Below are 23,538 nucleotides of genomic sequence, written 5' to 3' on the forward strand. Positions count from 1 at the left end.
GCGTCCGTGATCGACGTCGTGGGTATCGGGGACGATGGCTGGGCCGGCCTGGACGAAGGGCGGCGCGGCCTCGTCGCGGGCGCTGCCACCCTGCTCGGCGGGGCACGTCACCTCGATCTCGTGGCCGAGCACGCCGCGCCCGGAGCTGCCCTCGTCGCCTGGCCCAGCCCCCTTCGCCCGGCCCTGCCTGCGCTCCTGGAGGAGGTCGGCGATGCCGTCGTCCTCGCGAGCGGGGACCCCCTGCGCTCCGGGATCGGCAGCACCCTGGTCGACCTCCTCGGGCCCGACCGGGTGCGCATCCACCCGGCGATCGGCAGTGACGCGCTCGCGCGCGCCCGGCAGGGCTGGTCCGCGGAGGGCAGCTCGGTCGTCACCACCGTCGGTCGGGACCTGCGCACGGTCCTGCCGCACCTGACCCCCGGCGCGCGCCTGGTGGTGCTCTGCTCCGACGGGGAGGATCCGGCACGACTGGGCGCCCTGCTGACCCGGCACGGCTGGGGCACGACGACGCTCACCGCCCGGTGGCACCTCGGCGGGCCGGACGAAGGGGCGGTGGCCGCCCCCGCGGAGACCTTCACGGGGGCCACCGCGGACCTCGTGGTGTGCTGTCTCGAGGTCCGTGCAGCGGACCCGGCCACGGTCGCTGCCACGACCGGTGTCGTGCCCGGCCGGCCCGACGACTTCATCGACCACGACGGGCAGCTGACCAAGCGCGATGTGCGTGCCTCGGCGCTCGCGCGCCTGCGCCCGACCCCGGGCGCGCACCTGTGGGACCTCGGGGCAGGCAACGGCTCGGTGGCCCTCGAGTGGTGCCTCGCCGCCGACCGTGCCACCGCGACCTGCGTCGAGCGCGACCCCGAGCGGGCCGGGCGCATCACGGCCAACGCCGCGACCCTCGGCCTGGCCGGACGTGTCGAGGTGGTCCTCGGCGACACCACGACCACCGACCTCGCCGCGCTCACCACACCGGATGCCGTCTTCGTCGGCGGCGGCCTCGACGAGGGCCTGCTCGGCCGGGCGTGGGACTCCCTTCGCGTGGGTGGTCGGCTCGTCGCGCACGCCGTCACGCTGGAGGGGGAGTCCGCCCTCATCGGGGTGCGCGCTCGCCTCGGTGGTGAGCTCACCCGACTGTCCCTCGAGCACGCTCGCCCGCTCGGCCGCTACCTGTCCTGGACCCCGGCCCGCTCCGTCGTCCAGCTCGCCACCACGAAGGACACCCCATGACCGTCCACTTCATCGGCGCCGGGCCCGGCGCGGCCGACCTGCTCACCGTGCGAGCCACGCGACTGCTCGCCGCGAGCCCGGTGTGCCTCTACGCCGGCACCTACCTCGACGCCGCCGTCCTCGAGCACTGCCCCGAGGGGGCCCACCTCGTCGACACGCAGGGCTGCGACCTCACGGACATCACCGCCGAGATGCTCGCCGCCCACGAGCGCGGCGAGGACGTCGCGCGGCTGTGCTCCGGCGACCCGTCGGTGTACTCCGCGATCGCCGAGCAGACCCGTCGCCTCGATGCGGCCGGGGTCCCGTGGGACATCACCCCCGGCATCGCCGCCTGGACGGCGACCGCGGCCCGTCTGGGCCGGGAGCTGACCGTGCCCGAGGTCGCCCAGTCCGTGGTGCTCACCCGGGCCCAGCGCGACTCGACCGCGATGCCGACGGGGGAGTCACTCGAGGCCTTCGCCGCGACCGGATCCACCCTCGTGCTGCACCTGGCGATCCGCCGCGTGCGCGAGCTCGCCGAGCGGCTGAGCGCGCACTACGGCGAGGACTGCCCGGTGGCCGTGGCCTACCGGGTCGAGCAGCCCGAGGAGATCCTCCTGCGCGGCACGCTGGCCGACATCGCCGACCAGGTCGAGGCCCACGACCTGCGCCAGGCCGCGGTCATCGTCGTCGGCTGGGCGCTGCGGGCCGAGGACTTCGTCGAGTCCCACCTCTACTCCTCTCGCCGGGCACGGGCCGCAGACAGTGGGGGCGGACTCCGCTAAAGTCACACTCGCCATCGCCTCGGTTGAGGAACCCGGTGAGATTCCGGGACGGTCGCGCCACTGTGAGCGGGTCTTCCGCGAGTCAGGAACTCAGGGCGATGGCGGTACTGCCGGGACGCGTCATCCCGGAGAGAGCGAGCACCCCCGTGCACATCGCCGAGGGCTTCCTGCCACCGGTCCACGCCGCCGCGTGGACCGTCGCGGCCGCCCCCTTCGTCATCCACGGCACCCGCAGTGCCACCCGCATCGTCAAGGACAACCCGAGCGCCCGGCTCCTGCTCGGCGCGGCCGGCGCCTTCACCTTCGTCATGTCGGCGATCAAGCTCCCCTCGGTCACCGGATCCAGCTCGCACCCGACGGGCACCGGGGTCGGGGCGATCATCTTCCGGCCGCCGGTCATGGCGATGCTCGGGACGATCGTCCTGCTCTTCCAGGCGCTGCTGCTCGCGCACGGTGGCCTGACCACCCTCGGCGCCAATGTCGTCTCGATGGCCGTCGTCGGGCCGTGGGTCGGCTACGGCCTCTTCCGGCTGCTCGCGGCCGCTCCCCTCATGGTGCGGGTCTTCGCCGGGGTCGCGATGGCCGATCTGGCGACCTATGTCACGACCGCCACCCAGCTCGCGCTGGCCTACCCCGAGGGGGGCTTCATCGAGGCGTGGTCGCGCTTCCTCGGGATCTTCGCCGTCACCCAGATCCCGCTGGCGATCGTCGAGGGCCTCGTCGGTGTCCTGCTCATCAACGCGCTCATCGCCTGGGCCCGCCCGGAGATGGAGGACCTCGACGTCGTCCGGACCGGGACGGAGGCCACCCGTGCGTGAGTCAGCGACCCCCCTCGGGCGCCGCGGGGTCGCCCTCGTCCTCGTCGCCATCGTCCTCCTCCTCGCGGTCGCGCTCTATCTCGGGGGCCGTGCCCCGGCCGGTGACGAGGAGGCCTTCGGCGGGACCGACGCCGCCGCCACCGCACAGCTCGAGGAGGCCGGTCACGAGCCGTGGTTCGAGCCCCTCATGCCGCCGGCCGGGGGCGAGATCGAGTCCGGTCTCTTCGCCCTTCAGGCCGCCGTGGGGGGTGTCGCGCTCGGCTACGTCTTCGGCCGCCTGCGTGGTCGCGCCCCTCGCCCGGGCAGCAGTGACCCGGCCCCATGAGGCTCTCCCTCGACGACGCGGCGTGGACCTCCGCGTGGCGGACCCGCTCGACCCTGGAGAAGTCCCTCGTCTGCGTGGGGCTGCTCCTCGTCGCCGCGACCACGACCTCGCTCGTCGTCGCGGGGCTGGTCGGGGTGAGCGCCGTGGGTCTGGCCACCGCGGCGCGCGTGCCGGTGCGCACCTGGCTGGGCGCGATGCTCGGGCCCGCGGTCTTCATCGCCATCGGGGTGGTGACCATCGCGGTCACCCTCGGTCCCGGTGAGCTCGTGAGCTGGGGTCCGCTCGGGGTGGACGAAGGGAGCGCCTCCCGGGCCTCGCTCGTCGCCGCCCGGGCCCTCGCGGCCACGAGCGCCACGGTCCTGCTCGCGGCGACCACGCCGATGGTCGACCTGCTCGCGGGACTGCGGCGAGCGCGTGTGCCCGAGGTGGCCGTCGACATCGCCGCGGTGACCTACCGGCTGATCTTCTCCCTGCTGGACGCGGCCGCGGCCATCTCCTCGGCGCAGGCCGGGCGCCTGGGGTACTCCGGCGGCCGCGCGGCACGTCGCTCGGTGGGCCTGCTCGCCGCCTCCGTGCTCGTGCGGGCCTGGGAGCGGGCGCGCCGACTCGAGGAGGGGCTGGCCGGTCGGGGGGGAGTCGGCGCCGTGCCGCTCGTCCCTGCCCGGGCCGTGTCGGCCCCCTTCGTCCTCGCCGGCGCAGCGCTCGTGCTGTCGTTGGGTGCCCTCTCGCTGCGGGCGGGGCTGTCGTGAGCCACCGACTCGGGTCCTGGACGCCGCCGCACGACGCGGACACGGCGCTCGCGCTGCGCGGCGTGCACGCCGGTTACGCCGGTGCCCCACGGGTGCTCGACTGCGTCGGCCTCACGGTCGGCATCGGGCGTCGCACGGCGATCCTCGGTGCGAACGGCTCGGGCAAGACGACGCTGCTGCGGGTCCTCTCCGGGGCGCACCGGCCCGACGAGGGTGTGGTCATCAGCGGCGGGGCGGTGCTCGACCACGGTCGACGCGCCCTGACCGCCCACCGGCAGCAGGTGCAGCTGGTCACCCAGGACCCCGACGACCAGCTCTTCAGCGCGGACGTGCGATCCGATGTCGCGTACGGCCCGACGAACCTCGCCCTGCCGCAGCCGGAGGTCGTCGCCAGGGTCGCGGAGGCGTTGTCCGTCCTGTCGATCACCGAGCTCGCCGACCGCCCCGTGCACCGGTTGTCCTTCGGCCAGCGCAAGCGGGTCGCCGTCGCCGGGGCGCTGGCGATGAAGCCCACCGTCCTGCTGCTCGACGAGCCGACGGCCGGTCTCGACCCGGCCGGTGTGGAGGAGATGCTCGCGGCGGTCGCCGCACTGGAGGCCCACGGCACGACCGTCGTCCTGTCGACCCACGACGTCGACCTCGCCTGGCGCTGGGCGGACGAGGTCGCGCTGGTCGTCGACGGTGTCGTCCACCAGGGGGAGGTCACCGACGCGCTCACCGACACGGGGCTCGTGCGGGCGGCGCGGCTGCGGCCGCCGTGGTCGATCGAGCTGCTGGCCCGGCTGGGTCTCGACCCCGCCGAGGTGGGGTGGCCACGCACCCCGGACGAGGTCGCGGCGGCGCTGCGCGTCCGCGCCGTCCCCTGACTCAGGGACCTCCCTTCGGGGCCTGACGTCGAACCGCGCACCCGTGTCCCGATATATCGGGACACGGGTGCGCAGCATGCCGTCAGGTCAGTCCACCGAGCGCGGCGTCCAGACCCGGTCGTCGGCCGTGACCCGGGTGCTCGAGGCGCCGATGACGACGAGGCACCCCATGTCGACGGACTCCACGTCGAGGTCGCCCAGGGTGGTCACCGAGACGGACTCCTCGTCCCGTCCCACGTGCCGGGCGACGACGACGACCCGCTCGGGGCCGACGGACTCGACGAGCAGGTCCCGGGCGGCTCCGAGGGTGTCCGGTCGGGAGCGTGAGCGCGGGTTGTACACGGCGATCGTCACATCGCGCGTGGCCAGCGCGGTGAGCCGGTCGGCGAGGACCTCCCACGGCTTGAGGTTGTCCGAGAGGTTGACCAGGGCGTGGTCGCCGCCGAGGACCGCGCCGACGAGGGCGCTCGCCGCGTGGGCGGCAGTCACTCCGGGCACGACGTGCACCGGGACGTCGGCACAGCCGGCGTCCTGCGCCACCGCAGCCTCTCGGGACTCGAAGAGCGCCGTCGCCATGCCGAAGACCCCGGCGTCGCCGCCCGAGACGAGGGCCACGTCCTCACCACCACGGGCGAGGTCCAGCGCCAGACGTCCCCGGTCGAGCTCGACGGAGTTGCCGGAGGCGTGCCGGGTGAGGCCCTCGCGCTGCGGCACCCGTGCGACGTAGGGCGCGTACCCGACGACGTGGGCCACGGAGGCGAGCACCTCGGCTGCCTCGGGCGTGAGCCAGCGGTCCGGTCCGGGGCCGAGACCGACGACGTGGACGGTGCCGGGCGTGGACGAAGGGAGTCGCGAGGGAGCGGGAGCGACCGCCACCTCGTCCGCGGTCGCGGTGAGCCGGGCGAAGTCCGCGGCCCGCCCGGCGGCGTCCGAGCGCAGGTCTGCGCCGGGGACGACGACGAGCGACATGTACGGCACCCGACCTTCCTCGACCTCGGCGGCGGGAATGACGAGTTCCCCCGCGCCGGAGGCGCGTTCGACGTAGACGGCTCGCTCGAGCATCCCTGCCCGGCGCAACGCCTCGCGGACCCCGCCGAAGGTGCGCCCGAGCTTCATGATGATCGCCGCGTCGGTGTCGGCGAGCCGGCGGGCGAGCTCGGGCACGGGAAGGGTGCCGGGCAGCACGGTCAGCGTGTCCTCGTGGCGGCACAGCCCGGTCGCGACGGCGGCGGTGGCCGCCGACAGCGAGGTGATGCCGGGGACGACCTCGGTGGGGTAGCGGGGGCTGAGCCGGTCATGGACGTACATGAAGGAGCCGAAGAAGAGCGGGTCGCCGACCGCGAGCACGACGACGGTCCGCCCGGCCGCGAGGTGGGTCTCCAGCCGCGCGCAGCACTCGTCGTAGAAGTCCGCCATCGCCCCGTAGTAGCCGCCCGGATGGTCGGTCATCCCCGTGGTCACCGGATAGCGCAGCTCCTCCTCGATGGCGCCCTCGGGGATGAGGTCGGCGGCGATGGACCGCGCCATCGACTGCTTGTCGACGCCCGCGTGGTAGGCGATGACGTCGGCCTCGCGGATGAGTCGGGCGCCCTTGAGGGTGATCAGCTCCGGGTCACCGGGGCCGATCCCGACGCCGTAGAAGCGCCCGGTGGTGGGGCTGCTCATGCCAGCTCGTCCGGGTTGGCCAGGGCGTTGAGGGCCGCGGCGGCCATCGCGGACCCACCGCGTCGGCCGTGGACGACGAGCCAGGGCACCGGGCCGTCGGGCAGGTCCAGCTCGGCCAGGGCGACCTTGGACTCCGCGGAGCCGACGAAGCCCACCGGCATGCCGATGATCGCGGCCGGCCGGGGAGAGCCCTCGTGGAGCATCTCCAGCAGGTGGAACAGGGCCGTCGGGGCATTGCCGATGGCGACGACGGAGCCCTCGAGGTGCTCGCCCCACAGGGAGACCGCTGCGGCGGCGCGGGTGGTGTCCCACGCCGCGGCGAGCCCGGGCACCCGCTCGTCGCGAAGGGTGCAGATCACCTCGTTGTCGGCGGGCAGGCGCCGACGGGTGACACCCGAGGCGAGCATGGTGCTGTCGGTGAGGATCGGCGCCCCGCCGAGCAGGGCGGTGTGCGCCGCGGCGGCGACCCGGGGGTGGGCGGCGACCTCGGTGGTGATGCCGACGTCCCCGGCCGCGTGGATGATCCGCACGGCGGCACCGTGCAGGTCCGTCGGCAGTCCGGTCAGGTCCGCCTCCTCGCGGATCATCCCGAAGGAGCGGCGATAGATCTCCTGGCCGTCGGTGACGTAGTCGTAGCGACGGGTGGGTTGGTGAAGGGAGCTCATCAGGCCTTCCGGATCGAAGAGTGTTGTGCCGCAACGACGTCGGCGGCCGAGGTCGGGTTCAGCGAGGTGACGTGCGCGCGGGTCGGATGGCCGCACGCACGGTCGCAGCCGATGACGTGGACGGGTGTGCCCGCGGGGTCGAGGTGGGCGGCAGCGGACCGGGCGAGGTCCCGGGTGGCGGTGTCCGTGCGGGCGCACGACGGTGACCCCGCGCACGCCGTGAGGACGGTCCACGGCGAGTCGGGCGTGGTGACCAGCCCCGTCGCAGCCACGTCAGCAGCCCGGCCCGCCCCGCCCGGCACGACGATCGAGCGCCACGGGGTGAGCCGCAGTGGTTTCGGGCCTCGAGGTCCGGCCAGCGCCCCCGCCTGCTCGGCCGTCAGCAGCCCCAGGGGCACGAGCACGACGAGATCGTCGCCGAGCGCACCCGGCGCAGGCGGCCCGGCAGGATCGGCGACGAAGGGAGCGCCACCGGGCAGCAACCCGACCCGGAGGTCCGCCGGCAGGTCCCGGACGTTCCACGTCCGCTCGTCGACACGGGCGGCGAGGAAGCGCCGGGCCAGCTCGAGCGCCGTGGCTGGCACCTGCCCCCTGGGGACCGTCGTGGCACGGCCGTCGACGACGACGCGGGCGGCGCTCCCGTCGTCCACGATCGCGATGTCCCAGGGTTCCGCGAGGGCGGGGCCGTCCGGCTCGGCGACGGCCAGGAGGAAGCGCCCCGGCAGTCCGGCGAGCCCGGGGTCGGCCAGCAGCCCCTCGTCGAGCGCCGCGATGAGGTCATCGAGCGACCCGACCGGGTCGGCGACGATGTTGCGTGCCCTGTCGTGGTCGCCGGAGGGGATGAGCCCGAGGTCGCCGATCGCGTCGATCAGGGCACGGGGGAGCGGGTCCGGCAGGCCCCGCAGCTGCAGACTCCCGCGGGAGGTCAGCGTCAGCGCAGGATCGCCGTAGCGCGTTGCAAGAGAAGAGATCTCAGCCACGGTCCGACCGTCGACCCGGCCCCCGGGCAGCCGCAGCCGCACCATCGCTCCGTCCGCGGAGACGAAGGGGGCGAGCAACCCGGGGCACCGGTCGGCGCCGCTGCGGGAAGGCGAAGGGGAGGTCACGCGGCCGCAGCATACGCGGCGGGTTAGGCTGCCAACGATCGATCTCGTCGGAACCCGGTGCAACTCCGGGACGGTCCCGCCACTGTGAGCGAGCATTCGCGAGTCAGACACGACGGGTCGATCGGCTCGCGCGCCAGGCGCGGGTCCCTCCCTTCGACCGCGGGGCGCGGAACCCCGCTTGAGGAGCTCACGACGTGCCGACCGTCGCCCTGCTGTCCACCTCCGACACCGACCTGCTGAGCGCTCGCGCCGCCGCGGACGAGGGGGCCGACTACGTCGTCGGCAACCCGGCACGGCTGACCGGCGAGCAGATCGCCGAGCGCGTCCGCGGCGCCGACATCGTGCTCGTCCGCTACCTCGGCAGCCCGCAGGGACTGTGGGAGGGATTCGACGACCTGCGCGCCGCGACCGCACCCCTCGTCGTCCTCGGCGGCACCCAGGAGCCGGACGCGGCCCTGATGGAGCTGTCCACCGTGGCACCGGGGACCGCGGCCGAGGCGCACCGGTACCTCGTCGAGGGCGGCCCGGCCAACCTCACCCAGCTGCACGCCTTCCTCGGCGACACGCTGCTCCTCACCGGCGAGGTCTTCGACCCGCCGCAGGAGCTGCCGCAGTGGGGCCTCCTCGAGCGCGCCGAGCCGTCCGCCCTGACCGCGACGCCGCGTCGTCCCCGCGTCGGCGTCCTCATCTACCGGGCCCAGTACGCGGCCGGCAACACCGACTACGCACATGCCCTCGCGGACGCGATCGACGCCGCGGGCGGGCAGGGGGTGCTCATCCACTCGGCCTCCCTGCGTGACGCCCCCGAGGGCCTGCTCGAGCACCTCGGCACCCTCGACGCGCTCGTGACGACCGTCCTCGCCGCAGGCGGCACCAAGCCGGCCACCGCCGGGGCCGGTGAGGACGACGAGGCCTGGGACGTCGAGGCGCTGGCCGCCCTCGACATCCCGATCCTGCAGGGTCTGTGCCTGACCTGGGGCCGTGCCGACTGGCAGGACTCCGACGACGGGATGAGCCCCCTGGACGTCGCCACCCAGGTCGCCGTCCCCGAGTTCGACGGACGCCTGATCACCGTCGCCTTCTCCTTCAAGGAGTTCGACGACGAGGGGCTGCCGCACTACGTCGCCGACCCCGAGCGCGCCGCCCGCGTCGCGGGGATCGCCGTCAACCACGCCCGGCTGCGCTCCACGCCCGTGGCCGAGCGCCGGATCGCCGTCATCCTCTCCGCCTACCCGACGAAGCACTCCCGGCTCGGCAATGCCGTCGGCCTCGACACCCCGGTCTCGACGATCCGCCTGTTGCGGGAGATGCGGGCGGCCGGCTACGACGTCGGAGAGGGCTTCATCGGCATGGACCCGCTCCCGTCGATCGAGGGCGAGGCGCCGGACACGACGTGCGGCAATGCCCTGATCCACGAGCTCATCGCCGCCGGCGGGCAGGACGAGGAGTGGCTCACCCAGGAGCAGGTCGAGGGTGCCCAGGTGCGCATCCCCGCCGATCGCTACGCGCAGTGGTTCGCGCGGCTGCCGCAGGACCTGCGCGAGGCGATGATCGAGCACTGGGGCGAGGTGCCCGGCGAGGTCTTCGTCGACACCACCCGGGACGCGAAGGGGGAGATCGTCACCGCGGCCCTCGTGCGCGGCAATGTCGCGCTGCTCGTGCAGCCGCCGCGCGGCTTCGGGCAGAACCCGATCGCGATCTACCACGACCCGGACCTGCCGCCGACGCACCACTACCTGGCGACCTACCGCTGGATCGAGGAGGAGTTCGGCGCGCACGCCGTCGTCCACGTCGGCAAGCACGGCAACCTCGAGTGGCTCTCCGGCAAGAACCTCGCGATGTCCTCCTCGTGCGGCACCGACGCGGCGCTGGGCAACCTGCCGTTGATCTACCCCTTCCTCGTCAACGACCCCGGCGAGGGCACCCAGGCCAAGCGTCGCGCGCACGCGACGATCGTCGACCACCTCGTCCCGCCGATGGCCCGCGCGGAGTCCTACGGCGACATCGCCCGCCTGGAGCAGCTGCTCGACGAGTACGGCAATGTCACGGCGATGGACCCGGCCAAGGCGCCCGCGCTGCGCGGCGAGATCTGGCAGCTGATCCACGCCGCGCAGATGCACGTCGACCTCGGGCTCGAGGACGTCGACCTCGACGACGCCGCCGGCTTTGACGACCTCGTCATGCACGTCGACGGCTGGCTCTGCGAGATCAAGGACGTCCAGATCCGCGACGGGCTGCACGTGCTCGGTCAGGCACCCCGGGGCGAGGAGCTGGTCAATCTCGTGCTCGCCGTGCTCCGCGCCGCGCAGGTCTTCTCCGGCCAGGTCGGGTCCGTCCCCGGGCTGCGCGCCGCCCTCGGGCTCGCCGAGGACGCGAGCTCCGGCGAGACCGATGCGGTCGAAGGGCGGGCCCGTCACCTCGTCGAGGCGCTCGCCGCCGCGGACTGGCGCGCCGACGCGGCGAGCTCCGTCGTGGCAGCGGCCGAGCCCGACCTGGCGCCCGGGACGGTGACCGAGGTGACGCGTGTCCTCGAGTTCGCCGCCACCCAGGTCGTCCCGCGCCTCGAAGCGACCGACCGGGAGCTGACCATGGTGCTGCACGCCCTCGACGGCGGCTACATCCCCGCGGGGCCGAGCGGATCCCCCCTTCGCGGCCTGATCAACGTGCTGCCCACCGGGCGCAACTTCTACTCCGTCGACCCCAAGGCGATCCCCTCGCGGCTGGCGTACCAGACCGGCACGGCGATGGCCGACTCGCTGCTCGAGCGCTACCGGGAGGAGACCGGCGAGCTGCCGACGTCCGTCGGCCTGTCGATGTGGGGGACCTCGGCGATGCGCACCTCCGGTGACGACATCGGTGAGGTGCTCGCGCTGCTCGGCGTGACGCCCGTCTGGGACGAGCAGTCCCGCCGGGTCACCGGTCTCGAGCCGATCCCGCTCGAGGAGCTGGGCCGGGCGCGCGTCGACGTCACCGTGCGCATCTCCGGATTCTTCCGCGATGCCTTCCCGCACGTCATCGCCCTCCTCGACGACGCGGTCGAGCTGGTCGCGGGCCTCGACGAGGCACCCGAGGACAACCACGTCCGCGCCCACACCGCAGCCGATCTCGCGGAGCACGGCGACGAGCGCCGCTCGCGCACACGGATCTTCGGCTCGAAGCCGGGCTCCTACGGCGCCGGCATCCTCCAGGTGGTCGAGTCCGGCAACTGGCGCAGCGACGACGACCTCGCGCAGGTCTACACCGCGTGGGGTGGCTACGCCTACGGCCGCGACCTCGACGGCAAGCCGGCCGCCGAGGACATGGAGCGCACCTACCGCCGCATCCAGGTCGCGGCGAAGAATGTCGACAACCGCGAGTCCGACATCCTCGACTCCGACGACTACTTCCAGTACCACGGGGGCATGGTCGCCACCGTCCGCGCGCTCACCGGCGCCGAGCCGAAGGCCTATGTCGGCGACTCGACCTCGCCGGACCAGGTGCGCACCCGCACCCTGCAGGAGGAGACCAACCGCGTCTTCCGCTCCCGCGTGGTCAACCCGCGGTGGATCTCCGCGATGCAGCGGCACGGGTACAAGGGCGCCTTCGAGCTCGCGGCGACCGTCGACTACCTCTTCGGCTTCGACGCCACCGCCGGGGTCGTCCACGACTGGATGTACGACCGGATCGCGCGGGACTACGTCCTCGACGAGGCCAACCAGGAGTTCATGCGCCGGGCCAACCCGTGGGCCCTGCGCGGGATCGTCGAGAAGCTCACCGAGGCCGCGGACCGCGGCCTGTGGGAGGAGCCCGAGCCGGACGTCGTCGCCGCGATGCAGCAGGTCTACCTCGACATCGAGGGTGACCTCGAGGGCGACGAGTGAGGTACACACGGCCGGTCCCGAGCATCGGTGACCGCACGAGCGCCCGCGAGCGGCACTCGGACCCGGCCGGGTGGGCGATGGGCGAGGCCGTCACCGAGGCGCTCGCGGCCGTCGTCGCCGGGCGACGGGACATCCGCCGGTACCGGCCCGACCCGGTACCCGAGCCGTTGCTGACCGAGGTGCTCGAGGCCGGTCACCGGGCCCCGAGCGTCGGGCACTCCCAGCCGTGGCGATTCGTCGTCGTGACCGACCCGGCGACTCGGGACCGGGCGGCGCACATGGCCGACCGGGCGCGACTCGAGCAGGCCGAGCACCTCTCCTCCGAGCGCGCGGCGCGCATGCTCGACCTCAAGCTCGAGGGCCTGCGCGAGGCGCCCGTCGGCATCGTCGTCGCGTGCGACCGGCGCACGCCTGCCACGGGTGTCCTCGGCCGGGCGACCTTCCCCGACGCCGACCTGTGGTCCTGTGCGACGGCGATCGAGAACATGTGGCTCACGGCCCGGGCCCACGGCCTCGGCATGGGCTGGGTGACGCTCTTCGACCCCGACGAGCTCGCCGACCTGCTCGGCCTGCCGGAGGACGTGCTCACCCTGGGCTGGCTGTGCCTGGGCTGGCCGGACGAGCGGCCCCCGTCACCGGGCCTGGAGCGGGCCGCCTGGTCGAGGAGGACCCCCCTCGCCGAGGTCGTGCTGCGCGATCGCTGGCCCGCTGACGAGAGAGCGCCGGAGCGACCGGTCTCGCACCTGCGGGGCCCCGGGGCAGATCGACTGGTCGGCGCCACCGACGCCGCGGACGAGCTGCTCACACCGCCGGAGTCGCTCGGCGTCCTCGACCGGGCCCTGAGCCGTGTGCTCGCCGTCGGCGGCGGCGACCTCACCGGCGGCACGCTCGTGCTCGCCGGCGCGGACCACCCGGTGACGGCTCTCGGGGTGAGCGCCTTCCCGCCGTCGAGCACCGCGGACGTGCTCACCGCGACCGTGGCCGGGACCTCCCTCGGGGCGGCGACTGCGGTGGGCGCCGGGCTCGCCGTCGTCGCTGCCGATGCCGGTGTGGCACAACCGATCCCGGGTGCGCGCGATGCCCGGCCGACGGGGGAGCGAGGCGACCTCGCGTCGACCGATGCCCTGTCGGTCGCCGATGTCGAGGAGCTGATCGCCGCCGGTCGGGGCATCGGGACCGACGCAGCCGCGACCGGGCTGGTCTGCCTGGGTGAGGTCGGCGTCGGCAACACCACCGTCGCCGCCGCGCTCGCCTGCGCCCTGCTCGACCTCGAGCCCCAGGACGCCGTCGGCCTCGGCTCCGGCTCGGACGCCGCCATGGTCGCGCGCAAGCGCGAGGTCGTCGCCGCGGCCCTGGCCCGCACGCAGGGGGAGCGCGACCCCCTTCGCCTGCTGGCTGCCGTCGGCGGACCGGAGATCGCCCTGCTCACCGGGGTGACGCTGGGCGCCGCCTCGTCCGGGGCGCCGGTCCTCCTCGACGGCCTCGCGGCCTCCCTGCCGGGTGTCATCGCCGCCCGCCTCGAGCCCGGCGCGCAGGGCTACCTGCTCGCGGGGCACGTCAGCCGTGAGCGGGCGCATGCGCTGATCCTGCGCGAGCTCGGGCTCGAGCCGCTGCTCGACCTGCGGCTGCGCTCCGGCGAGGGGGTCGGCGCCTGTCTCGCCGCCTCGCTCGTCCTGCAGGGCCTGGCCGTGCGCCGGGTCGCCGCCCGGACGGGCTGAGCGGGTCAGACCGCCCCGGGTCCGCCCCCCTCGGCGATCCGCTTGATCGTGGCGAGGGTCTGCGGGATGCCCGCGAGGGCCTGGTCGGTGCGGTCGGCGATCTCGTCGTCCGCCCGGTCGCCGAACTTCTCCCGGAACATCGCGATCCCGTCGGGAAGGAAGGCCCAGGACTCGGTGAGTTCCGTCCCCGTCGGCGTCGGGACGAAGGTGAAGCCCCAGCGGACGTAGCTGCCACCGACCACCCAGGCGAACTCGTGGCCGCGCTCCGCCGCCACCACGAGCGAACGGGTCTCCCAGGTGCGCTCGGGCACCTCGTTGTGACCGGTGAACCACGCTCCCACCCGGCCGGCCTCGCCGTCCTCGTCCCACCAGCACGAGGTGCACACCGGGCTCCACTCGCCCGTGCGGGTGATGTCGGAGACGAGGTCGTAGAGCGCCTCGGGCGAGGCCTGGACGCTGACGGACTCCTGGTGACGGCGGATGCCGGTCGTGCTCATGCTGGTCCCCTGACCCTCGTTCACTTCTTCTGTCGTCGGCTGCCGCCGTGCCAGTCCTCCTGCTGACCGACCGCGCCCGTCTCGACTCCCAGTCCGGCCAGCTGCGGCAGCTCACGCATGCTGCGCTTGAGCTCGGCGAACCCCGGGAAGGCCGCGAGCCCGACCACGTGGTCCCACAGCTGCAGCGCAGAGTCCTCGCTGGGCAGGCGGCTGATCACCGGGCCGAAGAAGGCCACGCCCTCGGGTGGCTGGAAGTGGATGATCGGCGTGCCCACGTCCTTGCCGGTCAGGGAGAGCGCCTCGTCCGTCTCCTGCCGGATCTCCTCGTCCCACGACTCCTCGTCGACGGCGGCCGCCAGCTCCAGCGGCAGGCCCGCCTCGGCCAGGATCGGCTCCACGAACTCTCGCGTCCCGCGCCGCTCACGCCGCTCGGACTCCGGGCGAGCATCGACGGGGTCCGGTGCGGTGTCGAAGATGCGCGCGCCGAAGGCCGCGTACAGCGGTGACATCGCCTCACGACCGTGCTCCGCCCGGGCCCGGGCAGCCACCCGCAGCAGCCGCAGCCCGGCCGTGTGCCCGGCCTCGTACTCCGGGGGGAAGTGCGCGTCGTAGTCGACCTGGGCGTTGATCAGACGCAACGAGATGAAGCGCCAGTCCACGGTGTAGTCGCGCTGCGCCTGCACCTGGCGCACCCACTTGCTGGTCATCCAGGCGAAGGGGCAGACCGGATCGAAGTAGAAGTTGATGTCGGCGTCCATGGCCCCACCCTAGGACGGTGTCAGCGCGTAGACGTCCATGACCCAGCCGTGCTCCCGGCGCAGTCGGGCGCGCAGGTCGATGATCTCGTCGATGACGTCCGCGAGCCGACCCGAGCGCAGCTCCTGCTGGGGCATCCCGACGTAGGCGCCCCAGTGGATGAGCGTGTCCGGGTGGGTGGTGGTCAGCTCCCGGCAGTGCAGGTGGCCGTCGAGCATGACGACGACGCTCCCGAGGGCGAGGCCGGCCGTCTCGGCGCGGGTCCACTCCTCGACGAGCCGGCGCCCGGTCGTGATGTGCACCGGCTCGCCGACCCGGTGCAGCACGACCCCGTGCGCGGCGGCAAGGGTCTGGAAGGCCGAGATGCCCGGGATGACCCGCACCGCGGCCTCGATCTGTCGACCGATCGCATCGACGACCCGGATCGTGCTGTCGTAGAAGGCCGGGTCGCCCCAGACGAGGAAGCCGACGACCGCGTCGGCCGGCAGTCCCTCGATGATCCGCACGTAGGCGTCGGTACGGGCCGCGTGCCAGTCCCGCACCCCTTGCGCATAGGTCTGCGGGTCGCGCTCGGCGTCCGGGCCCCGCGTCGGGTCGGGCACGGTGACGAACTCGTAGGCGTGACCGGCGGGGATGAACCGGTCGCAGATCGCGCGGCGCACCGCGACGAGCTCGTCCGTGGCGCCACCCTTGTCCGCCACGAGGAAGACGTCCACCTCCGCCAGCGCCGTGGCCGCCTCAGCGGTGACGTGCTCGGGGGACCCGGCGCCGATCCCGATGACGTGGATCCTGCGGGTGACGGCGGCGCTCAACGCTCCCCCCCGACGATGGCCAGGAGAGCATCGATGTCGACATGGGTCTCGAGGGCGTCGGCGAGGATGTCGATCATCCCCTCCCGGCGTGCGGCGAAGGGCGTGGCCCCCGCCGAGGCGGTCCAGGCCGAACCGCGCACGTGGGCGACGTCCGCGAGGAGTGCGCGGCGGAAGTCGTCGCACTCCAGCGTCCCGTGCCAGATCGAGCCGCGGACCGCGCCGAGCGCGTGCCCGCCGGGGAAGTCCTCACCTCCGGAGGGGGTGACCACACCGTGGTGGATCTCGTATCCCGCGACCGGGTGCCCACGCCACGTGCCGCTGGGGCGAGCGAGCACCTTGTCCGCGCCGAAGACCGCCCGGCCCGGCAGCAGGCCGAGACCGGGGACGGGTGCCGCGGTGGCGGGCCCGCCCCCTTCGTCCTCCACGTCGTCGTCGATCTCGTCGAGCAGCATCTGGTAGCCACCACAGATCCCGAGCACCGGCGCCCCCCGCCGCGCCCGCTCGAGCACCACCCCTGCCAGCCCGGACCGTCGCAGCCAGGTGAGGTCGGAGACGGTGGCCCGGGAGCCGGGCAGGACGAGCAGGTCGGCCTCCCGCGCGGTGTCGGCGTCCCGCGTCACCTGCACGTCGACACCGGGCTCCGCCGCGAGGGCGTCGACATCCGTGGCATTCGACGTGCGCGGCAGGCGCACCACCGCGACCGACAGGCGACGGTCGCTCGCCACCCCGTCGTCGCCGGCGCCCCACGAGCCCACCGACAGGGCGTCCTCCGAGTCCAGCCACACCTCCTGCAGCCACGGCAGGACACCGAGGCTGGGCATCCCGGTGCGCCGGCTGATCTCCACCAGCCCCGGCTCGAGCACCGAGGCGTCGCCGCGGAACTTGTTGATCAGGTAGGCGGCCAGGAGCGCACGGTCGGCGTCGTCGACGAGCGCCCACGTCCCGTAGAGCGAGGCCAGCACCCCGCCGCGGTCGATGTCGCCGACGAGGATCGTGGGCATCGAGAAGCGTCGGGCCAGACCAAGATTCACGTAGTCGCCCTCCCGCAGGTTGATCTCCGCCGGGGACCCGGCGCCCTCGCAGACGATGACGTCGTGGGCGGCGGCGAGCTCCTCGTAGGCGTCGAAGGCGGCCTGCGCCAGGTGGGCCCGCCCGGTGGCGTACTCCCCGGCCATGAGCTCGCCGGCGGGTCGGCCCCGGACCACCACGTGGGCCCGGCGGTCACTCCCGGGCTTGAGCAGCACCGGGTTCATCGCGGACGTGGCGACCACCCCGGCCGCCTGCGCCTGCAGGTACTGCGCGCGGCCGATCTCCGTGCCGTCCCGGCAGACCATCGAGTGGTTCGACATGTTCTGCGCCTTGAAGGGGGCCACGGACAGACCGCGCCGGGCGAGCACCCTGCAGACCCCCGTCGTCACGAGCGACTTGCCCGCGTCGGAGGAGGTCCCGGTGATCAGCAGTCCGCTCACGAGGCGCCACTCTACGAAAGGACCACTACCGTGGGCACCGTGAGTCCGACCCACGTGCACCTGATCCGTCACGGGGAGTCGACGTGGAACCGTGACGGGCTCCTCCAGGGTGCCCACCGGGGGGTCAGCGAGCCGGTGCTCACCGAGGCCGGCCGCGCGGACGCGGCCCGGGGTGGTCTCGCCCTCGGTGCCCGCCTCGGCGTCCCCGGCGGCCACCGCTCGCTGTCCCTGTGGACGAGCGACCTCATGCGCGCCCTGCAGACCGCGGAGATCATCTCCGTGGCCCTGCGGCCCAGCGGGTGGAGCGCCTCGGTGCGCAACGAGGCCGGCCTGCGAGAGCAGGCCCTCGGTGAGCTCGAAGGGGAGGCGGCCTCCTCCCTTCGCGCGCAGACCGTGCCGGAGGGCGAGCACATCAGTGAGATCCGCTGGGGTGGTGGCGAGTCCATGCAGGACGTCTTCGAGCGGGTGGGTGACTGGTTCGCCCCGGCGCTCATCGAGCAGCCCGAGCACCTCGTCGTCGTCAGCCACGAGCACACCATCCGGGCCGCGCTGGCGTGGTTGCGCTCCCGCTCGCACCGGGAGATCGACTGGGACGAGCCCATCGAGCCCGGGTCGGTGACGACCCTCGAGGTCGTCGACTGACGAGCTACAGGAGCGCTGACAGCTCGCGTGCCTCCGTGACCGGTCGATCGCAGACGAAGCCCCGGCACACATAGGCCGCCGGTCGGCCGTCGACGAGAGGTCGGTCGGCGAGCAGGGGCTCGCCGGGGGCGTCCGGTCGGCCGGAGACGATGACGAGTCCCGGAGTGGGGGAGGCCTCCGCGACCCGGCGAAGGGGGGCCGCCCCCGCCTCGTCCTCGGCGACGACGGCCACCTGCAGCGGACCGGAGAGCATCGCCTCGGCCACGGCCAGGGCCCACCCCGCGAAGCGCGGGTCGTGGGTGATGATCCGCGACTGGGAGGCCACGGCCTCCTCCGCCAGTGAGCGGTGCTCGGGCGAGCCGGTGATCGCGGAGTGGGTCAGCAGCGCTCCGGCGATGGCCGACACCCCGGAGGGCTCGGCGTTGTCGGTGCGCCCGCGGGGCCGGGTGATGAGGACCTCCCCGTCGACGGGGGTGTCGTGCCAGCCGTCCACGTCGTGGAAGAGCTCGACCGCGAGGTCGATCACCGTCGCGGCGTGGGTGAGCCACGCGGTGTCGCCCGTCGCACGGTGCAGGGCGAGCAGGCCCTCGGCGAGGTTGCCGTGGTCGTCGAGGACCGCTGGCGCCGTGCCGACCCGACCGGCGAGCGACGTGCGACGCAGCCGCCCGTCGACGATGTGGCGGTCGAGGACGAGCTGCGCTGCGGCAGAGGCCGCCTCGACGATGTCGGGTCGCTCGAGGGTGATGCCCGCGTCAGCGAGGGCGGCGATCACCAGGCCGTTCCAGCCCGTGACGACCTTGCCGTCGAGGGCGGGCTGCGGGCGGCCGTCACGCGCCGCGAGCAGTCGCGTGCGCACGCCCTCCCACCACGCGGGGTCCTCGGGGTCGCGCAGCAGCTGCAGGGTCGATGCCCCCTGCTCGAAGGTGCCCTCCGGTGTCACCTCCAGCAGGTGCGCCGCCCGGGCGCCGTCGGCCTCGCCGAGGACCTCGACGAGCTGGGCCGGCGTCCACACGTAGGTCGCCCCCTCGATGCTGTGCCCGTCGACGATCGTGTCCGCGTCGAGGGCGGAGGCGAAGCCCCCTTCGTCCGTGCGCAGGTCCCGCAGGAGGAAGTCCGCGGTGCTCCCGGCCACCCGGCCCGCCAGGGGGTGGCCGCTCGCGCGGAACCAGTGGGTGTAGGCGCGCAGGAGCAGGGCGTTGTCGTAGAGCATCTTCTCGAAGTGCGGCACCACCCACTCGGCGTCGACGCTGTAGCGCGCGAAGCCCCCCGCCAACTGGTCGTGGATACCACCCCGGGCCATCGCCTCGCCCGTGCGCTCGACCATCGCCAGCGCGTCCGGGTCGTCGGTGCGCGCATGGTGCCGCAGCAGGTGCTCGAGCGTCATCGACGGCGGGAACTTCGGCGCCCCGCCGAAGCCCGCGCGGGCGTCGTCGAAGGTGCGCCGCAGGGAGTGGACGGCCAGCGCGACCTGCTCGTCGTCGACGGGCGACCCGGTCCCCGGGTCGGCGATGTCCGCAAGACGGCTGGTGATCTGGGAGGCGCTGTCGCCCAGGCGTTCGCGATCATCGCGCCACGCGGTGCCGGCGGCGTCGAGGAGCTGCATCAGCTGCGGCTTCGGGAGGTAGGTGCCGGCGAAGAAGGGCTCGCCGTCCGGGGTGATGAGCACGGTCATCGGCCAGCCGCCCTGACCGGTGAGCGCCTGCGTCGCGAGCATGTAGACCGCATCGATGTCCGGCCGCTCCTCGCGGTCGACCTTGATGCTCACCCACCCCGCGGACAGGGCCGCCGCGACCTGCTCGTCCTCGAAGCACTCGTGCGCCATGACGTGGCACCAGTGGCACGCGGCGTACCCGACGGACAGGAAGATCGGCACATCCCGCCGCCGCGCCTCCGCGAAGGCCTCGTCGCCCCACTCCCACCAGTCGACCGGGTTGTCGGCGTGCTGGCGCAGGTAGGGGGAGAGGCTGTCGGCGAGTCGATTGGCCATGTCCCCACCGTCTCACCCGAGTCCCGTGTCACGACATGCGCACCCGTGTCCCGGTATGGCATCACCCGGGTGCGCAGATCGTCACACGGGTGGACCCGTCGGTGGAGACGACCGCGCACACCGACGTCGCCCCTGAGCCGTGTCAGTCACCCAGGGCCTTGATGAGCGAGATCGACCGGGAGACCCGCTCGGTGTCGCCGTCCCCGACCGCCCAGATCGCGTGCACGACCCCGCGCAGCGCCGCGACGGGGCGCACCACGTCCTCGGCGAGCCCAGCCACGTCGCACACGATCTCCACCCGGCGGCGCACCGACCAGCGCAGCGACGCGCCGGTGCCCATCTCCTCGACGCGGTTCGACAGCAGCGGCGCGACCTCCCACGCGGGGTGCCCGTTGACGGGTTTCGGGTCGATCGCGACCCAGTCGGTGCCGTCGGAGAGGATATTGCCGTAGTGCAGGTCGCCATGAAGCAGGCGCGCAGCCGCGCCGTCTGCCTCCAGGGAGCGAAGGGTGGAGCCCGCCTGCTCCACGAGCCGCCGGGGGAGCTGGTGGGCCGCCGGCCGCGAGAGGATCTGCGCCACCCGGGGCACGAGGGGTGCCACCTGGGGGAGCGGGTCCACGTGCAGTTGGGGGTAGAGCCCGGCGATCGCCGCCACGGCCTCCTCGTCCCACGGGCCGTGGAGGTCCTCGCTCGTCAGCCGCTCGAGCAGGAGCAGCGAGCGGCGGGGGTCGGCGCGCAGGAGCCGGACGGCGCCGTGCCCGTCCCAGGCGCGCAGGGCGAGGTGCTCGCCACCGGCCTCGGTGTGCGGCCACCCCAGCTTGAGCGCGGCGACCCCGTCCTCCCCGCGCACCGGCAGCACGAGGGCGCCGTGGCCGGTCATCGGGTCCCCGTCGAGCGTCAACGACCACGTGTCGAGGATCTCTGCGACCAGGTGGGGGAGGGCGGCCACCCAGTCGGCGCCGGAGGGTCCCCCGTCGGCGTCGAGGCGGGCGATGCGCTCGGCGAAGGGCGTGGGGACGAGGGCCGCAGCCTCCTCGACCCTCACGAGTCGGCAGGGTCGGTGCCGTACAGCTCGGGGACGTCCTGCAGGAACTGGCTGCGCGAGAGTCGCTGGGCGGTGACCATCCACTGCGTGACCTCGAGGGCGGCGGCCCGGTCCTCGCCAAGTCGCGCGAAGCCGTCGGCGTAGGCGGCGAGCAGCCGGACGAAGCTGCGCACCCCCAGCTCGTGGGCCTGCGTCGCGGAGAGCTCGTGCGCGACGTCGTACCCCAGGCGCACCGGCTCGATGGCCTCACCCGCGGCGGTGGTCTGGCGCACGCTCAGCTCGTCCAGGCCCGTGCTGGCGGTGAGCACGTCCGTGGCGACCCGCCCCGAGGACCTGGCCGCGATGAGGTCGAGTGCGTAGGTCGTCGCCCGGGTCGCCTGGAGGGCGTCGGCGGCGACCGACCCGTCCTTCCACGTGGTCGTCCCGGAGACGGTCCACAGGTCCGCGGTCCCGGGGGCATCGGTGACGATCCGCTGGGTCGCCGTGAGCCGGCCGACGAGGGGGAGCATCCCGGGCCCGCAGTCGCGCACCGCTCCCTCGAAGGCGGCCACGGTCTCGGCGGCGTCGGCCGGCGCGGTCGCGCCGGCGATGACCTTCGCCGGGACCTGCGCCTGCTCCAGGGCCTGGTGCAGGCTCGTCGCGCGCTCCTGCGAGGAGGGCCCGGTGCTCGCCTCGAGGGCGCCGAGCACTGCGAGCAGGGCCGCCTCGCCCGGGATGGGGTCGCGCTCGGGGATGAACGGGATGTCCGGGGCATCGTCCTCGAGCCGCACCCCGCACCCCGTGAGGGCGGCGGCGGAGAGCGTCAGGGCACCGGTGAGGACGAGTCGGCGGTTGGGTCTGACGGGCACCTGTCGATCTTCGCATGACATGTCGGCGCCCGATCATGGCTAGAGTGTCGGGCCAGCACGGCAACTCCACACGGAAGGCATCCCATGGGTCTGGATCAGGACGTCCGCGAGCAGGTTTCCGCGGCGTTGGGTGGTGACGTCTTCGTGGACGACGTGCGGGTCACGCCCGCGGGCAAGCGTCGCGTCGCCCGGATCACCGTCGAGCGCCCGGTGGCGCAGACCGTCGGTGACAGCCCGGTCGAGCCCCTCACCCTCGACGAGATCGCCGACGCCACCCGCATCATCAGCGACACTCTCGACGCGAGTGATGTCATGGGCAGCCAGCCGTACACCCTCGAGGTGAGCACCCCGGGCACCGACCGCCCGCTGACCGAGCCCGTGCACTTCCGCCGCGCCGTCGGCCGTCTCGTCCTGCTCACCCTCGCCGGGGGAGAGCGCACCGGCCGGGTCCTGGCAACCACCGCGGACGGCGTCGACCTGCACATCGCCGGGACGAAGAAGCAGCAGCCGCACACCGAGCACGTCCCCTTCGCGGAGATCACCAAGGGCGTCGCCCAGGTGGAGTTCACCCGACCCCAGAGCACGTCGGCGGACGCCGACGGCGAGACGGAGGCCTGACCCATGGACATCGACATCCACGCCCTCAAGGCGCTCGAGCGAGAGCGCGAGATCCCCTTCGACGTACTCGTGGACGCCATCGAGGCGGCGCTCCTCGGCGCCTACCACCGCACGGAGGGGGCGTACCGGCACGCCCGCGTCGAGCTGGACCGCAAGCAGGGCCATGTCGTCGTGTGGGCCCGCGAGGAGCACGTCATCGAGGAGCAGGTCGCCGTCGAGCCGGAGGAAGGGGAGGACCCGCCCCTCGACGAGGACGGCGCGCCGCTCACCCGCACCCGCACCCGCCGGGAGCAGGGACCGGAGTTCGACGACACCCCGGAGAACTTCGGGCGGGTCGCCGCGGCGACCGCCCGCCAGGTCATCACCCAGCGCATGCGCGACCTCGAGGACGAGGCGGTCATGGGCGACTTCCGCGGTCGCGAGGGCGACATCGTCGCCGGCGTGGTCCAGCAGAGCCCGAACCCGCGTCACGTGACCGTCGACTTCGGCACCGTCGAGGGGATCCTCCCGTCGGCCGAGCAGGTCCCGGGCGAGGTCTACGGGCACGGTGACCGCATCCGTGTCTACGTCGTCTCGGTGAAGCGCGGCATGCGCGGTCCCGAGATCGGCCTCTCGCGCACCCACCCGAACCTCGTGCGCAAGATCTTCGCCATGGAGGTCCCGGAGATCGCCGACGGCTCCGTCGAGATCGCCGCACTGGCCCGCGAGGCCGGCCACCGCACGAAGATCGCCGTCCACTCCACGATCCCCGGGCTCAACGCGAAGGGGGCGTGCATCGGGGCCATGGGCGCCCGCGTCCGCGCCGTGATGTCGCACCTCCAGGGCGAGAAGATCGACATCATCGACTACTCCGAGGACCCGCAGCAGTTCATCGCCGCAGCCCTGTCGCCGTCGAAGGTGCAGTCCGTGACCATCGTCGATCCCAAGCTGCGCTCGGCCCGGGTCGTCGTGCCCGACTACCAGCTCTCGCTGGCCATCGGCAAGGAAGGGCAGAACGCCCGGTTGGCGGCGAAGCTCACCGGGTGGCGCATCGACATCCGTCCGGACACCGCCCCGGACGTCAGCGGGGGCGTCGCCCTGCCCGGTCAGCCGCAGGGGTGAGCG

The 23,538-nt window shown here is 73.7% G+C and carries 21 protein-coding genes and 2 riboswitches; of the genes, 11 read left to right on the top strand and 10 right to left on the bottom strand.

Annotated elements, in window-relative coordinates; all coding sequences use genetic code 11:
* The first annotated feature begins 6 nt into the window (after nucleotides 1-6).
* The 6 genes from cbiE to ACR9E9_RS08480 all read left to right on the top strand — a co-directional run bounded on the left by cbiE (nucleotide 7) and on the right by ACR9E9_RS08480 (nucleotide 4,746).
* On the top strand, nucleotides 7-1,224 hold the full coding sequence (gene cbiE, locus ACR9E9_RS08455; protein WP_435198035.1) for a precorrin-6y C5,15-methyltransferase (decarboxylating) subunit CbiE: 1,218 nt from the start codon (nucleotides 7-9) through the stop codon (nucleotides 1,222-1,224).
* Nucleotides 1,221-1,988: a precorrin-4 C(11)-methyltransferase gene (gene cobM / locus ACR9E9_RS08460; protein ID WP_435198036.1), complete on the top strand. Its 768-nt coding sequence runs from the start codon at nucleotides 1,221-1,223 to the stop codon at nucleotides 1,986-1,988. Before cbiE ends, cobM begins: the two co-directional genes overlap by 4 nt.
* 1 nt (nucleotide 1,989) lies before the next feature.
* Nucleotides 1,990-2,099: riboswitch (cobalamin riboswitch) on the top strand.
* On the top strand, nucleotides 2,087-2,806 hold the full coding sequence (locus tag ACR9E9_RS08465) for an energy-coupling factor ABC transporter permease (protein WP_435198037.1): 720 nt from the start codon (nucleotides 2,087-2,089) through the stop codon (nucleotides 2,804-2,806). It overlaps the preceding riboswitch by 13 nt.
* Nucleotides 2,799-3,131, top strand: a complete 333-nt coding sequence (locus ACR9E9_RS08470; protein ID WP_435198038.1) for an energy-coupling factor ABC transporter substrate-binding protein — start codon at nucleotides 2,799-2,801, stop codon at nucleotides 3,129-3,131. The genes ACR9E9_RS08465 and ACR9E9_RS08470 overlap by 8 nt, the downstream gene beginning before the upstream one ends.
* On the top strand, nucleotides 3,128-3,880 hold the full coding sequence (gene cbiQ / locus ACR9E9_RS08475) for a cobalt ECF transporter T component CbiQ (RefSeq protein WP_435198039.1): 753 nt from the start codon (nucleotides 3,128-3,130) through the stop codon (nucleotides 3,878-3,880). The genes ACR9E9_RS08470 and cbiQ overlap by 4 nt, the downstream gene beginning before the upstream one ends.
* Nucleotides 3,877-4,746, top strand: coding sequence for an energy-coupling factor ABC transporter ATP-binding protein (locus ACR9E9_RS08480; protein ID WP_435198040.1), 870 nt, complete (start codon nucleotides 3,877-3,879; stop codon nucleotides 4,744-4,746). The genes cbiQ and ACR9E9_RS08480 overlap by 4 nt, the downstream gene beginning before the upstream one ends.
* 87 nt (nucleotides 4,747-4,833) lie before the next feature.
* Here ACR9E9_RS08480 and ACR9E9_RS08485 read toward each other — a convergent pair whose 3' ends face one another.
* From ACR9E9_RS08485 to ACR9E9_RS08495, 3 genes are read right to left on the bottom strand one after another with little or no spacing between them, the layout of a single operon-like run.
* Entirely contained in the window at nucleotides 4,834-6,411 is a 1,578-nt protein-coding gene (locus ACR9E9_RS08485) for a precorrin-2 C(20)-methyltransferase (protein ID WP_435198041.1), read from the bottom strand.
* A complete protein-coding gene (locus ACR9E9_RS08490; protein ID WP_435198042.1) occupies nucleotides 6,408-7,076 on the bottom strand; it encodes a precorrin-8X methylmutase in 669 nt (222 codons plus the stop codon). The genes ACR9E9_RS08485 and ACR9E9_RS08490 overlap by 4 nt, the downstream gene beginning before the upstream one ends.
* Entirely contained in the window at nucleotides 7,076-8,182 is a 1,107-nt protein-coding gene (locus ACR9E9_RS08495) for a cobalamin biosynthesis protein CobG (protein WP_435198043.1), read from the bottom strand. The genes ACR9E9_RS08490 and ACR9E9_RS08495 overlap by 1 nt, the downstream gene beginning before the upstream one ends.
* A gap of 49 nt (nucleotides 8,183-8,231) precedes the next feature.
* A riboswitch (cobalamin riboswitch) is annotated at nucleotides 8,232-8,293 on the top strand.
* Between the two features lie 83 nt (nucleotides 8,294-8,376).
* Here ACR9E9_RS08495 and cobN point away from each other — a divergent pair.
* Nucleotides 8,377-12,042 (top strand): cobaltochelatase subunit CobN, encoded by a 3,666-nt coding sequence (gene cobN, locus ACR9E9_RS08500; protein ID WP_435198044.1) that lies wholly within the window; start codon nucleotides 8,377-8,379, stop codon nucleotides 12,040-12,042.
* On the top strand, nucleotides 12,039-13,760 hold the full coding sequence (bluB, locus tag ACR9E9_RS08505; RefSeq protein WP_435198045.1) for a 5,6-dimethylbenzimidazole synthase: 1,722 nt from the start codon (nucleotides 12,039-12,041) through the stop codon (nucleotides 13,758-13,760). The genes cobN and bluB overlap by 4 nt, the downstream gene beginning before the upstream one ends.
* Nucleotides 13,761-13,765: 5 nt before the next feature.
* On the opposite strand, the gene ACR9E9_RS08510 is transcribed toward bluB, so the two are convergent.
* The 4 genes from ACR9E9_RS08510 to ACR9E9_RS08525 are packed head-to-tail and all read right to left on the bottom strand — an operon-like array spanning nucleotide 13,766 to nucleotide 17,294.
* Nucleotides 13,766-14,257 carry an SRPBCC family protein gene (locus tag ACR9E9_RS08510; RefSeq protein ID WP_435198046.1) on the bottom strand — a complete coding sequence of 164 codons (492 nt, stop codon included), beginning with the start codon at nucleotides 14,255-14,257 and terminating at the stop codon, nucleotides 13,766-13,768.
* 20 nt (nucleotides 14,258-14,277) lie between these two features.
* Nucleotides 14,278-15,015 carry a mycothiol-dependent nitroreductase Rv2466c family protein gene (locus ACR9E9_RS08515; RefSeq protein ID WP_435198047.1) on the bottom strand — a complete coding sequence of 246 codons (738 nt, stop codon included), beginning with the start codon at nucleotides 15,013-15,015 and terminating at the stop codon, nucleotides 14,278-14,280.
* Nucleotides 15,016-15,024: 9 nt separating this feature from the next.
* Nucleotides 15,025-15,825, bottom strand: coding sequence for a precorrin-6A synthase (deacetylating) (gene cobF, locus ACR9E9_RS08520; protein ID WP_435198048.1), 801 nt, complete (start codon nucleotides 15,823-15,825; stop codon nucleotides 15,025-15,027).
* On the bottom strand, nucleotides 15,822-17,294 hold the full coding sequence (locus ACR9E9_RS08525; RefSeq protein ID WP_435198049.1) for a cobyric acid synthase: 1,473 nt from the start codon (nucleotides 17,292-17,294) through the stop codon (nucleotides 15,822-15,824). The genes cobF and ACR9E9_RS08525 overlap by 4 nt, the downstream gene beginning before the upstream one ends.
* A 39-nt stretch (nucleotides 17,295-17,333) precedes the next feature.
* On the opposite strand from ACR9E9_RS08525, the gene ACR9E9_RS08530 reads away from it, so the two are divergent.
* Nucleotides 17,334-17,936 (top strand): histidine phosphatase family protein, encoded by a 603-nt coding sequence (locus ACR9E9_RS08530; protein WP_435198050.1) that lies wholly within the window; start codon nucleotides 17,334-17,336, stop codon nucleotides 17,934-17,936.
* Between the two features lie 4 nt (nucleotides 17,937-17,940).
* Here ACR9E9_RS08530 and ACR9E9_RS08535 read toward each other — a convergent pair whose 3' ends face one another.
* From ACR9E9_RS08535 to ACR9E9_RS08545, 3 genes are all read right to left on the bottom strand, one after another.
* On the bottom strand, nucleotides 17,941-19,923 hold the full coding sequence (locus ACR9E9_RS08535; protein ID WP_435198051.1) for a thioredoxin domain-containing protein: 1,983 nt from the start codon (nucleotides 19,921-19,923) through the stop codon (nucleotides 17,941-17,943).
* A 142-nt stretch (nucleotides 19,924-20,065) separates the two neighbouring features.
* Nucleotides 20,066-20,968 (bottom strand): aminoglycoside phosphotransferase family protein, encoded by a 903-nt coding sequence (locus ACR9E9_RS08540; protein ID WP_435198052.1) that lies wholly within the window; start codon nucleotides 20,966-20,968, stop codon nucleotides 20,066-20,068.
* Nucleotides 20,965-21,816, bottom strand: coding sequence for a hypothetical protein (locus ACR9E9_RS08545; RefSeq protein WP_435198053.1), 852 nt, complete (start codon nucleotides 21,814-21,816; stop codon nucleotides 20,965-20,967). The genes ACR9E9_RS08540 and ACR9E9_RS08545 overlap by 4 nt, the downstream gene beginning before the upstream one ends.
* Before the next feature lie 84 nt (nucleotides 21,817-21,900).
* On the opposite strand from ACR9E9_RS08545, the gene rimP reads away from it, so the two are divergent.
* Together rimP and nusA are read left to right on the top strand one after the other, a co-directional pair.
* Complete coding sequence (gene rimP, locus ACR9E9_RS08550; protein ID WP_435198054.1) at nucleotides 21,901-22,434, top strand: ribosome maturation factor RimP; 534 nt, start codon at nucleotides 21,901-21,903, stop codon at nucleotides 22,432-22,434.
* Nucleotides 22,435-22,437: 3 nt separating this feature from the next.
* A complete protein-coding gene (gene nusA / locus ACR9E9_RS08555) occupies nucleotides 22,438-23,535 on the top strand; it encodes a transcription termination factor NusA (protein ID WP_435198055.1) in 1,098 nt (365 codons plus the stop codon).
* Nucleotides 23,536-23,538 lie beyond the last annotated feature (3 nt).

It is taken from the genome of Janibacter sp. GS2, from assembly GCF_051200835.1.
Lineage (GTDB): Bacteria > Actinomycetota > Actinomycetes > Actinomycetales > Dermatophilaceae > Janibacter.

Coding starts and splice junctions, on each gene's coding strand:
- nusA (WP_435198055.1), top strand. CDS start 22,438: ATGGACATCGACATCCACGCCCTCAAGGCGCTCGAGCGAGAGCGCGAG.
- ACR9E9_RS08485 (WP_435198041.1), bottom strand. CDS start 6,411: ATGAGCAGCCCCACCACCGGGCGCTTCTACGGCGTCGGGATCGGCCCC.
- ACR9E9_RS08535 (WP_435198051.1), bottom strand. CDS start 19,923: ATGGCCAATCGACTCGCCGACAGCCTCTCCCCCTACCTGCGCCAGCAC.
- cobM (WP_435198036.1), top strand. CDS start 1,221: ATGACCGTCCACTTCATCGGCGCCGGGCCCGGCGCGGCCGACCTGCTC.
- cbiQ (WP_435198039.1), top strand. CDS start 3,128: ATGAGGCTCTCCCTCGACGACGCGGCGTGGACCTCCGCGTGGCGGACC.
- ACR9E9_RS08465 (WP_435198037.1), top strand. CDS start 2,087: ATGGCGGTACTGCCGGGACGCGTCATCCCGGAGAGAGCGAGCACCCCC.
- rimP (WP_435198054.1), top strand. CDS start 21,901: ATGGGTCTGGATCAGGACGTCCGCGAGCAGGTTTCCGCGGCGTTGGGT.
- ACR9E9_RS08490 (WP_435198042.1), bottom strand. CDS start 7,076: ATGAGCTCCCTTCACCAACCCACCCGTCGCTACGACTACGTCACCGAC.
- ACR9E9_RS08510 (WP_435198046.1), bottom strand. CDS start 14,257: ATGAGCACGACCGGCATCCGCCGTCACCAGGAGTCCGTCAGCGTCCAG.
- ACR9E9_RS08515 (WP_435198047.1), bottom strand. CDS start 15,015: ATGGACGCCGACATCAACTTCTACTTCGATCCGGTCTGCCCCTTCGCC.